This window comes from Cryobacterium tepidiphilum (assembly GCF_003716325.1).
Lineage (GTDB): Bacteria > Actinomycetota > Actinomycetes > Actinomycetales > Microbacteriaceae > Cryobacterium > Cryobacterium tepidiphilum.
In genome coordinates this window covers 234,318-247,063 of sequence record NZ_RDSR01000001.1, presented here as the reverse complement: position 1 = coordinate 247,063, position 12,746 = coordinate 234,318, and the positions used below count along the sequence as shown (strand labels likewise).

16 protein-coding genes and 1 tRNA gene are annotated in these 12,746 nt (G+C 69.8%); 8 read left to right on the top strand and 9 right to left on the bottom strand.

All coding sequences use genetic code 11. From position 1 onward, the window contains the following. Positions 1-6: 6 nt before the first annotated feature. Positions 7-594: an NUDIX hydrolase family protein gene (locus tag EEJ31_RS01235; RefSeq protein ID WP_123044448.1), complete on the bottom strand. Its 588-nt coding sequence runs from the start codon at positions 592-594 to the stop codon at positions 7-9. Between the two features lie 154 nt (positions 595-748). On the opposite strand from EEJ31_RS01235, the gene EEJ31_RS01230 reads away from it, so the two are divergent. Continuing rightward, positions 749-1,396 (top strand): alpha/beta hydrolase, encoded by a 648-nt coding sequence (locus EEJ31_RS01230; protein ID WP_123044447.1) that lies wholly within the window; start codon positions 749-751, stop codon positions 1,394-1,396. 60 nt (positions 1,397-1,456) lie between these two features. On the opposite strand, the gene EEJ31_RS01225 is transcribed toward EEJ31_RS01230, so the two are convergent. Continuing rightward, entirely contained in the window at positions 1,457-1,891 is a 435-nt protein-coding gene (locus EEJ31_RS01225; RefSeq protein WP_233563670.1) for a DUF5997 family protein, read from the bottom strand. Positions 1,892-1,970: 79 nt separating this feature from the next. Here EEJ31_RS01225 and EEJ31_RS01220 point away from each other — a divergent pair, with 79 nt between their 5' ends. Next, a complete protein-coding gene (locus tag EEJ31_RS01220; protein WP_123044445.1) occupies positions 1,971-2,762 on the top strand; it encodes a LysR family substrate-binding domain-containing protein in 792 nt (263 codons plus the stop codon). Positions 2,763-2,825: 63 nt separating this feature from the next. Continuing rightward, entirely contained in the window at positions 2,826-3,131 is a 306-nt protein-coding gene (locus EEJ31_RS01215) for a hypothetical protein (protein ID WP_123044444.1), read from the top strand. 9 nt (positions 3,132-3,140) lie between these two features. Here EEJ31_RS01215 and EEJ31_RS01210 read toward each other — a convergent pair whose 3' ends face one another. Then, positions 3,141-3,524 (bottom strand): DUF3054 domain-containing protein, encoded by a 384-nt coding sequence (locus tag EEJ31_RS01210; protein ID WP_123044443.1) that lies wholly within the window; start codon positions 3,522-3,524, stop codon positions 3,141-3,143. Between the two features lie 122 nt (positions 3,525-3,646). Here EEJ31_RS01210 and EEJ31_RS13800 point away from each other — a divergent pair, with 122 nt between their 5' ends. Then, positions 3,647-3,823, top strand: coding sequence for a hypothetical protein (locus tag EEJ31_RS13800; RefSeq protein ID WP_158603874.1), 177 nt, complete (start codon positions 3,647-3,649; stop codon positions 3,821-3,823). A gap of 93 nt (positions 3,824-3,916) precedes the next feature. On the opposite strand, the gene EEJ31_RS01205 is transcribed toward EEJ31_RS13800, so the two are convergent. Then, positions 3,917-4,855 carry a sigma-70 family RNA polymerase sigma factor gene (locus tag EEJ31_RS01205; RefSeq protein WP_233563664.1) on the bottom strand — a complete coding sequence of 313 codons (939 nt, stop codon included), beginning with the start codon at positions 4,853-4,855 and terminating at the stop codon, positions 3,917-3,919. 75 nt (positions 4,856-4,930) lie between these two features. Then, positions 4,931-5,203 (bottom strand): hypothetical protein, encoded by a 273-nt coding sequence (locus tag EEJ31_RS01200; protein ID WP_148040106.1) that lies wholly within the window; start codon positions 5,201-5,203, stop codon positions 4,931-4,933. A gap of 141 nt (positions 5,204-5,344) precedes the next feature. Here EEJ31_RS01200 and EEJ31_RS01195 point away from each other — a divergent pair, with 141 nt between their 5' ends. Beyond that, on the top strand, positions 5,345-5,944 hold the full coding sequence (locus EEJ31_RS01195; protein WP_233563663.1) for a TetR/AcrR family transcriptional regulator: 600 nt from the start codon (positions 5,345-5,347) through the stop codon (positions 5,942-5,944). A 4-nt stretch (positions 5,945-5,948) separates the two neighbouring features. Here the strand turns inward: EEJ31_RS01195 and panD are convergent, their stop codons facing one another. Then, a complete protein-coding gene (gene panD, locus EEJ31_RS01190; protein WP_123044440.1) occupies positions 5,949-6,359 on the bottom strand; it encodes an aspartate 1-decarboxylase in 411 nt (136 codons plus the stop codon). Between the two features lie 219 nt (positions 6,360-6,578). On the opposite strand from panD, the gene EEJ31_RS01185 reads away from it, so the two are divergent. Next, the gene (locus tag EEJ31_RS01185; protein WP_123044439.1) at positions 6,579-8,747 is read left to right on the top strand and encodes a fibronectin type III domain-containing protein; all 2,169 of its coding nucleotides are present in this window, start codon (positions 6,579-6,581) and stop codon (positions 8,745-8,747) included. Positions 8,748-9,107: 360 nt separating this feature from the next. Here EEJ31_RS01185 and EEJ31_RS01180 read toward each other — a convergent pair. Next, a tRNA-Ser gene (locus EEJ31_RS01180) sits at positions 9,108-9,197 on the bottom strand. A 94-nt stretch (positions 9,198-9,291) separates the two neighbouring features. Here EEJ31_RS01180 and EEJ31_RS01175 point away from each other — a divergent pair. Then, entirely contained in the window at positions 9,292-10,128 is an 837-nt protein-coding gene (locus EEJ31_RS01175; protein ID WP_233563662.1) for an SGNH/GDSL hydrolase family protein, read from the top strand. Between the two features lie 9 nt (positions 10,129-10,137). Next, positions 10,138-11,499 (top strand): DNA repair protein RadA, encoded by a 1,362-nt coding sequence (gene radA / locus EEJ31_RS01170; protein WP_123044438.1) that lies wholly within the window; start codon positions 10,138-10,140, stop codon positions 11,497-11,499. A gap of 13 nt (positions 11,500-11,512) precedes the next feature. On the opposite strand, the gene EEJ31_RS01165 is transcribed toward radA, so the two are convergent. Both EEJ31_RS01165 and EEJ31_RS01160 read right to left on the bottom strand, forming a co-directional pair. Continuing rightward, complete coding sequence (locus EEJ31_RS01165) at positions 11,513-11,911, bottom strand: SseB family protein (protein ID WP_123044437.1); 399 nt, start codon at positions 11,909-11,911, stop codon at positions 11,513-11,515. A gap of 57 nt (positions 11,912-11,968) precedes the next feature. Continuing rightward, a complete protein-coding gene (locus EEJ31_RS01160; RefSeq protein WP_123044436.1) occupies positions 11,969-12,604 on the bottom strand; it encodes a hypothetical protein in 636 nt (211 codons plus the stop codon). Between the last annotated feature and the right edge of the window lie 142 nt (positions 12,605-12,746).

The window sequence follows — 12,746 nt, the reverse complement described above, 5'->3', positions numbered from 1 at the left end:
GCGAGGTCAGCGCAGCTGGCCGACGGATGCGAGGGCGGTGCGCAGCAGCGCGCCGCGCCCGCCTTCCATCTCGGCCGACACCGCGTCGGACGCCGCTTCCTCCGGCGTCATCCAGGTCACTTCCAGCGCGTCGGGCCGGGGTTCGCACGTTCCGGTCACAGGAACGACGTAGGCCAGCGCGACGGCGTGCTGGCGGTCATCCGTGAACGGGCCGAGACCGGGCAGCGGGAAGTACTCGGCCACCGAGAACGGCACCGGGCTCGCCGGCAGCTGCGGGAACGCCATGGCCCCCAGGTCCTTCTCCAGGTGCCGGAACAGCGCGTCCCGCAGGGTCTCCCCGTACATCACCCGCCCCGAGACGAGTGTGCGGGTCATCTCCCCGGTCGCCGTCGCGCGCAGCAGCACGCCCACCTCCACGACCTGGCCGAGTCCGTCGGTGCGCACGGGCACCGCCTCGACATACAGCAACGGCAGCCGCCGGCGCACCTGCTCGAGCTCGATGTCGCTCAGCCAGCCCGGGTTGGTGTGGGCCGGCGGTGCGTCGTCGTCCCCCGGCGTCCAGTCGGGGTCGGGGTCGGGGGTGCGCACGCTCATGCACTCATTCTCATGCACGATCGCCGCCGACGGTGAAAACAGCGGATGCTGCCCCGCACAGTGGGGGCTACGATCCCCCCTTCCGGCTGCCCAGACGGGCCGAAACGGTGGAAGTATGGAGCCACTCCACCTCTGACCCGAACACGAGGAACCCATGGATAACAGCGGGCGCATTGAACCCATCGATACGGATGCCGTGCTTTGGTCGGCAAGTGAGCGCGACCGGGCGGGCCGCCCCCTCCTCTTGATCCTCCACGGCTTCGGGTCGCATGAGGGCGACCTGTTCGCCCTCACCCCGCACCTGCCGCTCCGACCGGTGATGGCGTCGCTGCGCGCGCCGCTGTCGGCCGGCAGCGGCGGCTGGGCGTGGTTCCCGCTCGACCGCGACGAAGGCTCGGCGGCCGTCGACGCCGCCACGCTCGGCGTGCTGCAGTGGCTGGACGCCCTGGTGACCCAGCCGACATCCGTTGGCCTGCTCGGATTCTCGCAGGGCGGGGTCATGGCCCTGCAGCTGATGCGGCACGCGCCGGATCGCTTCGCGTTCGCCGTGCAGCTGTCGGGCTTCGTCGCCCCCGGCCCTCGGGACGGAGACGACCGGCTCGCCGCCCGGCGCCCGCCCGTGTTCTGGGGCCGCGGCACGGTCGACGAGGTCATCCCGGGCGACGCCGTCGACTGGACGCAGGACTGGCTGCCCGATCACGCGACGCTCACCGAGCGCATCTACGAGGGGATGCCGCACACCGTTTCCGACGCCGAGCTGCGCGACGTCGTGGGCTTCCTGCGCGAGCAATACCCGGCGTGATTCTGCCGCGCCCTGCCGAGCGCAGGCGCGGGCGCAGGCGCGAGAGGGAGTTGGGCGCGGTTACTCGCCGCGGTGCGCCGCGCGCTGGGCGGCGCCGCGCTCGGCGCGCTCCCGCTTGGCGGCCTTCTCGGCCTTCGCGTCCTTGTCGCGCACCTGCTGGGCGCGCACCTCGGCCTGCGTGGCCCGCTCGGTGACGAGCCAGGCGGGTGGCTGCTGCAGCAGCTGCTTGATCTCGGCCGTGGTGAGCGGCTCGGTGACACCGGCACGGGCGAGGCCCGAGGTGGAGACACCAAGCTTCGCGGCGACCACCTGGCGCGGGTGCGGGCCGTTGGCGCGCAGGTCGGCGAGCCACTGCGGCGGGTTTTCGGTCAGCTCGGCCAGTTCGGCGCGGGAGACCATGGAGTTCTGGAACTCCTCGGGCGCCGCCTGCAGGAGAATCCCCAGTTTTTGGGCCGCCGTGGCGGACTTCATGGTCTGGGGCTTCTTCTCCGACATCATCCCCCCAGCGTATAGCCTGAGACCCTGTGAATAAGCGGCTTCCCGGCCGCCCGCCGCCCACCTACGGAAGGATCCCGTGCCCTTCTCCCTCGGCTTCGTCGCCGGTGTCACGCCCACCAAGTGGGCGCGCATCTGGAACGAGCGACGCCCCGACGTGCCGCTCGACCTGGTGCGTGTCGACGCGGCGGAACAGGCAGACGTGCTCCGCGACGGTCGGGTCGACATGTGCCTGGCGCGCCTGCCGATCGACCGGCAGGATCTCAGCGTGATCGCGCTGTACCGGGAGGTGCCGGTCGTCGTCGCGGCGAAGGACCACGAGCTCGCCGCCCTGGATGAGGCCGAACCGGTGCCGGTCGAGGACCTCGCGGGCGAGCACCTGCTGCAGGACCCCGAAGCCGTGCCGGAGTGGCGCGCCGTCGCCGTCGAGGTGCAGGACGGCAGCCGCCGGACGCTCCCGCCGATGCGTGATCTCGACGACGCGATGGAGCAGGTGGCCGCCGGCGTCGGCATCCTGATCCTGCCGCACTCGCTGGCCCGCCTGCACAGCCGCAAGGATGTCGTGTCCCGGCCGGTCGCCGGCGTCGCGGACACCGAGATCGCCCTCGCGTGGCCCACGGCGAACACGACGGACGACGTGGAGACGTTCATCGGCATCGTCCGCGGGCGCACGGCAGCGAGTTCGCGGTCCGAGACGGTCGTGGTTCGCGGCGAGCCGGAGAAGAAGGTCAAGAAAACGGCGAAGGCCAAGGAAGCCGCCAAGGCCGCGCGCGAGGCGGCCGGCAAGAAGTCGCACGGCGGCACGCAGAAGCCCGCGCCCGGTCGCACGCGCAACGCGCCCCGCGGTTCCGGCAAGCGCCGCGGGCGATAACGCACGAACGATCCGCGCGGTCGAGGCCTAGACGATCCGCAAGGCACGACGTAGCGTCGAGCTATGAGCGCTGACAAGGATCCCGGCAAGGACCAGGTGGCCGCCGACACCGCGAAGACCCCCGACCAGCTGGCCCATGACACGGGTCTTCCCGAACACGAGCAACTGGACCGGGACACCAGTTACAGCCCCTCGAGCGAAGACGACATGGAACCGCTGCAGCGGCATCCGCGACAGAGCGAAGCGCTCGACGACCCCGACATCGACCCGGCCGACGTCGAGGTGCTGCCCGGAACCGGCGGCCCCGACGACCAGGGCGACGTCGACGTCGACCCGAAAGACATCCACATCCCCGGCCGCGAAAGCTGAGACCTGGCGCTATCGCCGCCTGCGCCGCCGCACCAGCAGGGCGATCCCCCGCCAGCCGAGCAGGAAGACGCCTAGCACGATCGTCGCAACGATCACGAAGCTCACCGCGGTGCCCTGGCCGGTGAGGGCCCGCAACAGCATGCCCACGACGACCGTTGCCACCCAGATGCCCACGCCGGTCCAGCGCAGGCAGAGCGGATACCGCCACGCGCGCATGGCCACCCAGCCCACGGCCAGCCCGACGATGAACGGCCACGCCGTCGACGCGGTGCCGGCGAGGGTGAGACCCTCGTCGTGGCTGCCCCGGCCGATCAGCACGAACACGAGCACGAGAACGACGTCGGCCACGGCCGACCAGACAACGGTTGCCGCCACGGGCCGACCAGCACTCATCTCCCCAGCCTAGATGCCGCGGCAGGGGTACTCTGGCCCGCAACGGGAGGTGCACCAATGGCGAGCTCGCACCTGGCAGGACGTCGGCCGCGTATCCGCTCCTCTACTCAGGGGCGCTCCCGGTGCTGCTCGCGATGACCGCGGCCGGGGCGCTTCGGGTGCCCGGGCTCGGCCAGGCGCGCTCACTCGACGCACTGGCCGCGACCGATGCCCGCGTGCTGTTGCCGGGGCACGGCGAGCCCTGGCGGAACGGGGTGCGGGCGGCCGTCGACGCCGCGCGCTCGGCCGGCGCGTCCTGACCGGCCGAGCCGGCGCATCCGCTGTGGGCAGGCGCCGGGCACAAGAAAGGGCAGCTGCGCGCCGAAGCGCACAGCTGCCCTCGCCTCGCGGTTCTACATCGAAACGGCGCTGCTCAGCTCGGGGCAGCGGAGCATGCGCAGTGCCCGCTTCTCGATCTGGCGCACCCGCTCGCGCGAGACGCCGAAGGCGGCACCCACCTGGTCGAACGTCATCGGCTCCGCCAGGCCCAGCCCGAAGCGCATCCGGAGGATCTCGGCCTCACGGGCCGGCAGGTCGTCGATCTTGCGGTAGAGCAGGTCGTGGCTGATGCGGGCGGTGACGATGTCGACCACGGGGGCGCTGTCGTCATCCTCGATCAGGTCGCCGAGCTCGGAGCCGGCGTCGTCGCCGATGAGGGTGTGGATGGATACCGGCTCCCGGTCGGCGTTCAACAGCTTCTGGACGTCTTTCAGCGTGAAGCCGGTGAGCTCGGAAAGCTCGTCGACGGTGGGCTGGCGGCCGGTGTCGACCTCGAACTCGCGCACGGCCTTGCGCAGCACCGAGATGCGCTCACCGGTGTGCACGGGAACGCGGATGAGGCGTGCCGAATCCGCGATGCCGCGGCTGATCGACTGGCGGATCCACCAGGTGGCATAGGTGGAGAACTTGTAGCCCTGGCGGTAGTCGAACTTCTTCACGGCGCGGTCGAGCCCGATGTTGCCTTCCTGGATGAGGTCCATGAAGGGAACGCCGTGGCGCAGGTAGCGCTTGGCGATGTTGACCACGAGGCGCAGGTTGGAGCGCACGAACCGACGGTTGGCGGCTTCTCCCTCGCGCACGAGGAAGCGGAGCTCGCCGGCGAGCTCCTCGGGGAGGTCGGCCGACTCGAGCTTCTCCTGGGCGAAGACACCGACTTCGATGCGACGGGCCAGCTCGGTCTCCTCCTCCGCGGTGAGCAGGGGGATCATGCCGATCTTCTGGAGGTAATCCTTGACGGCGTCATCGGTGACGCGAGCTCGCGACAGTTCGGGTGAGACTGCGGTGTTGGACATATTCCTGCTCCTTGATCTCTGTTGAGCGTTGACTTGCGAGGTGTGGTGCTGATGAGGTGTTCGGGTGATCGCCGGCTACTGCCGGGCGAAGAATGGGATCGCCTCGTCGAGGGAGGCGAAGGTCGAACGCTTGAGGCCGCGACCGACGGCGAGCGCGTCGAAACTGCCGCCCGCTTCTTCGATGACGCCGAGCACGCACAGGGCGTCGTGCTCGGGCAGGCGGCCGTCCCGGACACGCCAGACACCGTCGGAGACCGACTGGACGACCAGGTCGCCGACCGTCGGGGCCGGCAGTTCATCGCTCGCGAGCGCACCCACGAGTCCATCCGTGGAAGAAGCGCTGATCATGATTTCCCCTTCCGCTCATTCGTTATGAGAGAGCCCGTTCCTCCCTCGACCGAGGGGGAAGAGAACGCTATCTCTTGTTCCCATTTAGGGGGAGAACGGTTTCTCTGTCAAGGGGGTAGGCTTACGGGCACGATGTCTGATATGAGCAAGCCGAACGCACGCGAACGTATCCTGCAGACCGCGTACGAACTCTTCACCCAGCGCGGGGTGAGAGACGTGCCCGTCGACGAGATAATCCGGCGCTCGGGGGTTGCCATCGCAACCTTCTACCGGCACTTCCGCTCCAAGGACGAGCTGGTCACCGCGTTCCTGAGCCGCCGGGAGCAACTCTGGACGAGCGACAGCGTCGTCTCCGCTGCGCGGGAGCGCGGCTCCGATCCCGTCGCGAAACTGCTGGCCATCTTCGACGTCTTCGACGAGTGGTTCCACCGGGAGAATTTCGAAGGGGACTCGTTCGTCAACGTCCTCATCGAGATGGGGGCGAACCATCCGCTGGGCAAGGCGAGCATCGGCCACCTCGCCAACGTTCGCAAGAATCTGGAGGAGCTCGCCATCGAGGCCGGCCTGCGCGAGCCGAAGGAGTTCGCCTTCTCCTACCAGATTCTCATGAAGGGCTCGATCATCGAGGCGACGATGGGTGACCTGAATTCGGCGAAGCGGGCGCAGCACATGGCCGCGTCGCTGATCAAGGACTTCCAGGTCGCGGATGAGACGGGCGACGCCGAGGGCGCCACCGCCTGAGGTGCTACAGGGCGTGCGGCGGCCGCTCAACGCCCTCTGCGACAGCGGATGCCGCATCCGAGTCGACCGCGACGATGGCGTTGCCCGCGTCCACGTGCACGATGGTCGGACTGAAGGCGATGGCCTCGTCGGTTTCGAACAGGCCGTACGCAATGAGGATGATGATGTCGCCGACGTGCACGAGGTGCGCCGCGGCGCCGTTGATGCCAATGACGCCGCTGCCGGGCTCACCGGCGATCGTGTAGGTGTCCAGGCGCGCGCCGTTGGTCACGTCGACGATCGAGACGCGCTCACCCGGGAGGATGCCGGAGGCGTCGAGCAGGTCCTTGTCGACGGTGATCGATCCCACGTAGTGCAGATCGGCGTGGGTGACCGTTGCGCGGTGGATCTTGGCGGTCATCAGGGTGCGGAGCATGGTTAAAGCCTAGCGAAGCCGCGCTCACAGTTCACCGCCGTCGAGTGTCGAACGCTACGCCTCAAGAGAACCGCTCCCTTGGCACGGCGGCCCCCTCCTAAACGAATGCCCCAACGCCCTTGATCGCGCCGTGGAGCCCGAACGGGGGTGAGCGGGCCGTGACGAGAAGTCGGTAGCCTCGAAAAGACGCGCCCCGCGCTGTCCGCCCGAAAGGACCCCATGCGCGCACTCCGCCGTTCCCGTTCCCTCCACCTCGCCGCCGTCGGGATTGCAGGTGTTGTCGCGCTCGGCGGACTCCTCGCTATCCCGGAATCGGCCGTCGCCGCAGGCACGCTCCATCTCGACCAGGCCAACGACGACACCGCTGCCGCTGGTCCGATGGCTGCAGCGGGCGGCGGCAGCTCTCAAACCTTCGTTGCCGGCTCCTCCGGAGCGCTCTCCCGGGTCGAAATCTACGAGTACTGGTACGGCTGGGACGCCCAGACCCTCTCGATCTACCCCGCAAACGGCTGGGGCGGCGCCGATCAGTCGCAACCGCCGCTCGCGGTCACTCCGGTGAGCGGCTCGGGCGGTCCCGCCTGGATCACCGCCGACTTCACGGAGCCGGCACAGCTCGTGGCGGGCCAGAAGTACGCCCTGGTGCGCAACGGCCCCGGCCAGATGCTGACGACCGGCGACCGGTACCCGAGCGGCAACCCGAACGTCGGCTCCAGCGACATGGACTGGCTTTTCCGCACCTACCTGGACTGGAGCGCCCGGATCAGTGGCGGGCCCGGTACGGTCACCGTGCCGGTCGGGTCCGCGTACTCGTCGACGTACGCCCTCTCCGGCACGCCGAATCCTGCTCTCACGGTGGCGATCGGCGCCCTGCCGCCCGGCCTCACCCTGACCGCTGACGGCATCGCCGGGACGCCCACCGCGACGGGCACCTACGATTTCACGGTGCAGGCCTCGAACGCCGACGGCGCCGCCACGACGACGGGCAGCATCACCGTGCGTCCGCGCATCATCCCGGCCGTGCCCTCCGCGATCACCATCAGGCCGGCACACAACTCCGCCCTGGTCTCCTGGACGGCTGGCGACCCCGGGGACGACGCCGCCACGTTCACGGTCACCGCGTCGCCTGGCGGGGCATCGTGCGCGACGACCGGCAGCGAGTGCACGGTCGAGGGCCTGGACGCGTTCACGGCGTACGCCTTCAGCGTGACGGCCTCGTCGGCCGCGGGCACGACGATACCGACCGCCCCGGTCTCCGCCACCACCACCGACGTCCCGCTCGCCCCGACTGGCCTCGTCGTGACGGGCACCGACGGCGGAGTGCACCTCGCGTGGCAGGCCGCCGTCGAACGAGGCGTCCCAGTCGTCGGTTACCGGGTCGAGGTCTTCGACGGCTCCGCGTGGACCCTCCGCGAGGAGACTGAGGGCACTGCCGCCGACGTCACCGGGCTCGTGAACGGCACCGAATATCGCTTCCGCGTGTCGGCGGACTCGTTCGACGGCCGCAGTGACTTCGCACTCGCGCAGGCTGTTCCTGTCGGTCCCGCATCGGCGCCAACCGCCCTGTCGGTCGTCAGCGGTCCTGGTTCCGCTGTGCTGACCTGGACGAACCCTGCAGACGACGGCGGCTCCGACCTCAGCGGATACGACGTCGAGTACCGGACCGTCGGAGGGGACTGGACGGCCGCCCTGAGCGGCGCATCCTCCCCCGCGACCGTGACCGGACTCGTCGACGGCACCGCGTACCAGTTCCGCATCCGCGCCATTTCCGCAGCAGGTCCAGGCTTGTGGACGACCGATCCGGGCGTCGCCGATACGGTGCAGCCATTCACGTTCACGGGCTCCTTCGCTGGCACCTCTGAGGGCGACTTCTCCGGCGGCGAAACGCTCCGCATCGGCGCTCCGGTTGGCTTCGACGCGACCGGCCTGCCCGTCGGCGCATCCGTCGTTCTCGAACTGCACTCGTCGCCCCTCGTGCTCGCGACGAGCACCGTGGGCGCCGACGGCGAGGTGCACATCAGCACCTCGCTGCCCGCCAACGCGGAGATCGGCGAACACCGACTCGTTGCCACTATCTCGGGCGGAAACCTCGCGCCCCAGTCGCTGTCTTCGGACCCGTTCGCGGTCGCCCTCATTGCCGCCTACCCGACCGACGGAACGGACCCGACCGATGGGATCGATCCGGACGGAACCGCGACGGCCGGCACCGACCCGACCACCGGCACGGGCGCCACGACGGAGACCGCCACCCGCGTGACGGCCACGCCCGAATCCCGGCTGGCCCACACCGGCTCTGCCGGCACCGGAGAGGCGTCGCTGCTCGCGTTGGCACTGCTCGCAGCCGGCGGCGTGCTGACAACCGTGCGTCGTCGGCGCACACGCCGGTCCTGAGCCGAGCCGGCCGGCACCGACTGGCCAGCATGGTCACCGAGGGTTCCCCCTTGGTGGTGGTGTTCGTCAGGTGAGCACAGCCGGCGCCCACGCTGGCCAGCTGGGCTCGCCGATGAGCAGCCCGTGTTCATACTCCGCGACGCATCTGCTGGGCGGCGCTGCGGCTTGCGACCGCGCCGACCGACTTCGCAGCCTCGAAAAGGTCGCCATTTGCTACAGACGGAGATGGCGGTCCCGTACGGTGGCCGGGCACGCCAAACGGATGCTTGCGCGGGGCCAAGGTGCGGGGAGAAGTGCACCACAGACCACCAGGCGCCCCGCCGGAAAGCAGAAAACCCCTGACTCGTCAGGGGTTTTCGATGGCGGTACCGGTGGGATTTGAACCCACGGTGGAGTCTCCCCCACACAACTTTTCGAGAGTTGCACCTTCGGCCGCTCGGACACGGTACCGGGGTCGATTGTAGTTGACGGTGGCCGACGGCGCGAATCGACCGCGCGCGTCCGGCATCCGTTCGATGGTTGTAATCTCGACGGAGTGAGGCCCGTGAACAGAACCAGCAGTACCGTCAGCGGCGCGGCCGTAACCGCGCTCGCCCTGGGCTCGATCGCCGGCGTCGCGCTCGGCGGTCGCACGGCATACCTTCGGTTCCGCCGTCGCATCGCCGCGAACGCGCTCGTGCTCAACGAGACGCTTCCCATCAACTCCAAGTGGTGGCGCGATCTCGCCAAGAAGAAGGGCGACCTGCTCTACGTGGCGATCGGCGACAGCGCCGCCCAGGGCATCGGGGCGAGTGCGCCTCACCGCGGCTACGTCGGTCTCCTCGCCCGGCAGATCCGCGAGGCCACCGGCCGTACCGTGCGTGTGCTCAACCTCAGCGTCTCGGGTGCGACGGTCGGACTCGCCGTGCGCGACCAACTGCCCCGCTTCATGAAGGTGCGCCAACCCGACATCGTCACCGTCGCCATCGGGGCCAACGACATCGCCCTCTGGGATCCCGTCGCCTTCGAGGCCGGCATCCGTCGTCTTTTCGGGGCGCTCCCGACCTACGCGATCGTCGCCGACCTGCCGTGCTTCCACCTCCCGCACAACGAACGCAAGGTGGCGATCGCCAACGGCATCGTGCGCCGGGTGGCGGCCGAGAGCGGGCTCACGCTCGCGCCACTGCACGATGTCACCAGGCGGCAGGGCCTCCGCCGCGCGCTCACCCAGGTCGCGAACGACATGTTCCACCCCAACGACCGCGGGTATCGCATCTGGGCGGATGCCTTCGGTCCGGTTCTGGCCGACGACCTGCGCCGGCGCTTTCCACCGCGAGCGGATGCCGCGGCGCGTCCACAAGCCGGTGCGGTGGCGAGCGGGAGTGTCAGCGGCGCGAGCTAGGCTCGCTGCATGCCCAAGCCCGTATCGAATTTCCGCTGCACCGAATGCGGCTGGACGACCCCGAAGTGGGCGGGCCGGTGCGGTGAATGCCAGCAGTGGGGCACCGTCGTCGACGTGGCGGAGAAGGCCGCCTCCTCCCGCGCGGTCAAGCCGGCCCTCGTCTCCGGCGCGGGCGTGGCCCGCCCGATCACGCACGTCGAGACGGCGGCGGTGGAGCACTGGCCGAGCGGGATCGACGAGTTCGACCGGGTGCTCGGTGGGGGCATCGTGCCCGGCGCCGTCATCCTCCTGAGCGGTGAGCCGGGTGTGGGCAAGTCCACGCTTCTTCTCGAGGTGGCGTCCAAGGCGGCCGCGGCGAAGTCCCGCGTGCTGTACGTGAGCGGCGAGGAGTCGGTCAGCCAGGTGCGCCTGCGGGCGGAACGCACCGGCGCACTCCAGCCCGAGCTCTACCTGGCCGCCGAGACCGACCTGGCCACGATCCTCGGCCAGATCGACGCCGTCGCGCCCGACCTCGTCATCATCGACTCGGTGCAGACCATCTCCAGCTCCCTGTCCGACGGGCTGGCCGGCCAGCCCAGCCAGGTGCGAGAGGTGGCCTCCACGCTCATCCGCGTCGCCAAGGACCGCGACCTGCCGATCCTCCTCGTGGGTCACGTCACCAAAGACGGCACCATTGCGGGCCCCCGTCTGCTCGAGCACATCGTCGACGTGGTGTGCCAGTTCGAAGGCGACCGGCACACGGCGCTGCGCTTCGTGCGTGCACTCAAGAACCGTTTCGGCCCGACGGATGAGGTGGGGTGCTTCGAGATGACCGGCGACGGCATCGCGGAGGTCCCCGACCCCAGCGGCCTGTTCCTCAGCCGGGGAAACAACGCCGTCTCCGGCACGTGCGTCACCGTGGCCCTCGAGGGGCGGCGCGCCCTGCCCGTCGAGGTGCAGGCGCTCGTCCTTCCCACCACCGCCCCCAACCCGCGGCGGGTCACCAACGGCGTCGATTCCTCCCGCGTGGCGATGCTCCTCGCGGTGCTTGAGAAGCGTGTGGGCATCAAGGTGAGCGACCAGGACGTCTACGTCTCGACGGTCGGCGGCGTGCGGCTCACCGAACCGGCATCCGATCTCGCGATCGCTCTCGCCATCGCCTCCGCGGCCAGGGAGAAACCGATCGCCCACACCGTCGCCGCGTTCGGTGAAATCAGCCTCGCCGGTGAGATCCGACCCGTGACGGCCGCCAAGCAGCGCGCGGCGGAGGGCGCCCGGCTCGGCTTCCGAACGCGCATCGACGCGTCCAGCGGGTCGTTGACGGCCGCGGTTGCTCGAGCGCTGACGACGTCAGTGACCCATCGGGAGGCCGAACTAGACGCGGCCTTCTGAGCGGGCGCCGGGTCTACTCGGCGTCGGGCTGCGGCCCCAGCGCCTTGAGCAGCTCCGAGGGCGCCGCCTGCATGACGTGCGGGCCGGCGATGTCGAAGAACACCATCTCCAGCACCTGGCTGTGCACGGTCAGGAACTCGCGCAGCCACTGCGCGTCGCCGACCATCACCTGGCGGTCGGTCTCGTCGGGCACCATGGCGGCGTAGTTCTCCGCCGAGGAGAAGAGCAGCAGCATCCGCTTGCCGGAATCTTCACGGCCGAACACGCGCACCTGCTCCGCCCGGCCGTCGACCACCAGTTGCGGCACGATCACCACGTCATTGCGCAGTGCGTACGCGACCGCCGCGACGTCCTGCTTGGCGAGCGCGGTCGCGAGTGCTTCGGAACGGGTCGGCGGAGTGGAATCGGTCATCGAACCATTCAATCATCCACGCCGGTGCAGGCGCACGGATGCGGTGACCGCTCGCGCTCAGTCGAGGATGAACTGCTTGGGTGCGGCCGACGTCAGGCCGCCGATCGAGACGCTGAGGTTGTATGACGCGCCGCCCGCCGGGGCCTTTGGGCGCGTGTCGTCGTTGCAGGTGTCGGGAGCAGAGCGCACGCGTTCCCAGGCAATGGGCGTGGCCGAGCTGATGGGCTTGCCCGGCTTCAGCGTCACGACGGCATCGCCGGCATCCACCTGACAGTCGGTCGAACGCCAGTAGACGTCGGAGCCGCTGCTGATGGTGAACACCTGCTGGGAGGTTCCGGCGTTCAGGGTGCAGGCGACCTGGCCGGTGTTCGTCACCCGCAGCGAGAGCTTCGGCTTCTCATCGGCCGCGTAGTGCGTCGCGTCCGTGACGGCCTCGACCTTGACGGATGCGGCGGTGCAGGGCGCACCGGGGGTCGGCGTGGCCTTGGCCGGCGTTGCCGCAGGCTTGCTGGGCGAGGTCGTGGTGGCGGGTTGGGCCGCCGGATGCTTCTGCTCGGCTGTGCTGGAGCCCGGCTTCACCACGATCAGCACGATGGCGACGATGACGGCGACCAGTGCGAGGCCGACCAGGAGACGCCGGCGCCGGTAGACCGTCGCTGACGGCCGGCCGGCCGGATGCTTGAACGTCGACATGCCCTCAGGCTAACCACCCATTCCGGGGCGCCGGGGTAGCGGGGCGCGTGTCGGCGTGGAATAGCGGCCGGCTGCCCGCCGCACGCGCGGCGGCGCCGGTGCGCGAGTTGGTCGCACACCGGCGCCGCCGGGTTTCACCTAG

Coding starts and splice junctions, on each gene's coding strand:
- EEJ31_RS01235 (WP_123044448.1), bottom strand. CDS start 594: ATGAGCGTGCGCACCCCCGACCCCGACCCCGACTGGACGCCGGGGGAC.
- EEJ31_RS01230 (WP_123044447.1), top strand. CDS start 749: ATGGATAACAGCGGGCGCATTGAACCCATCGATACGGATGCCGTGCTT.
- EEJ31_RS01225 (WP_233563670.1), bottom strand. CDS start 1,891: ATGTCGGAGAAGAAGCCCCAGACCATGAAGTCCGCCACGGCGGCCCAA.
- EEJ31_RS01215 (WP_123044444.1), top strand. CDS start 2,826: ATGAGCGCTGACAAGGATCCCGGCAAGGACCAGGTGGCCGCCGACACC.
- EEJ31_RS01210 (WP_123044443.1), bottom strand. CDS start 3,524: ATGAGTGCTGGTCGGCCCGTGGCGGCAACCGTTGTCTGGTCGGCCGTG.
- EEJ31_RS01205 (WP_233563664.1), bottom strand. CDS start 4,855: ATGTCCAACACCGCAGTCTCACCCGAACTGTCGCGAGCTCGCGTCACC.
- EEJ31_RS01200 (WP_148040106.1), bottom strand. CDS start 5,203: ATGATCAGCGCTTCTTCCACGGATGGACTCGTGGGTGCGCTCGCGAGC.
- EEJ31_RS01195 (WP_233563663.1), top strand. CDS start 5,345: ATGAGCAAGCCGAACGCACGCGAACGTATCCTGCAGACCGCGTACGAA.
- panD (WP_123044440.1), bottom strand. CDS start 6,359: ATGCTCCGCACCCTGATGACCGCCAAGATCCACCGCGCAACGGTCACC.
- EEJ31_RS01185 (WP_123044439.1), top strand. CDS start 6,579: ATGCGCGCACTCCGCCGTTCCCGTTCCCTCCACCTCGCCGCCGTCGGG.
- radA (WP_123044438.1), top strand. CDS start 10,138: ATGCCCAAGCCCGTATCGAATTTCCGCTGCACCGAATGCGGCTGGACG.
- EEJ31_RS01165 (WP_123044437.1), bottom strand. CDS start 11,911: ATGACCGATTCCACTCCGCCGACCCGTTCCGAAGCACTCGCGACCGCG.
- EEJ31_RS01160 (WP_123044436.1), bottom strand. CDS start 12,604: ATGTCGACGTTCAAGCATCCGGCCGGCCGGCCGTCAGCGACGGTCTAC.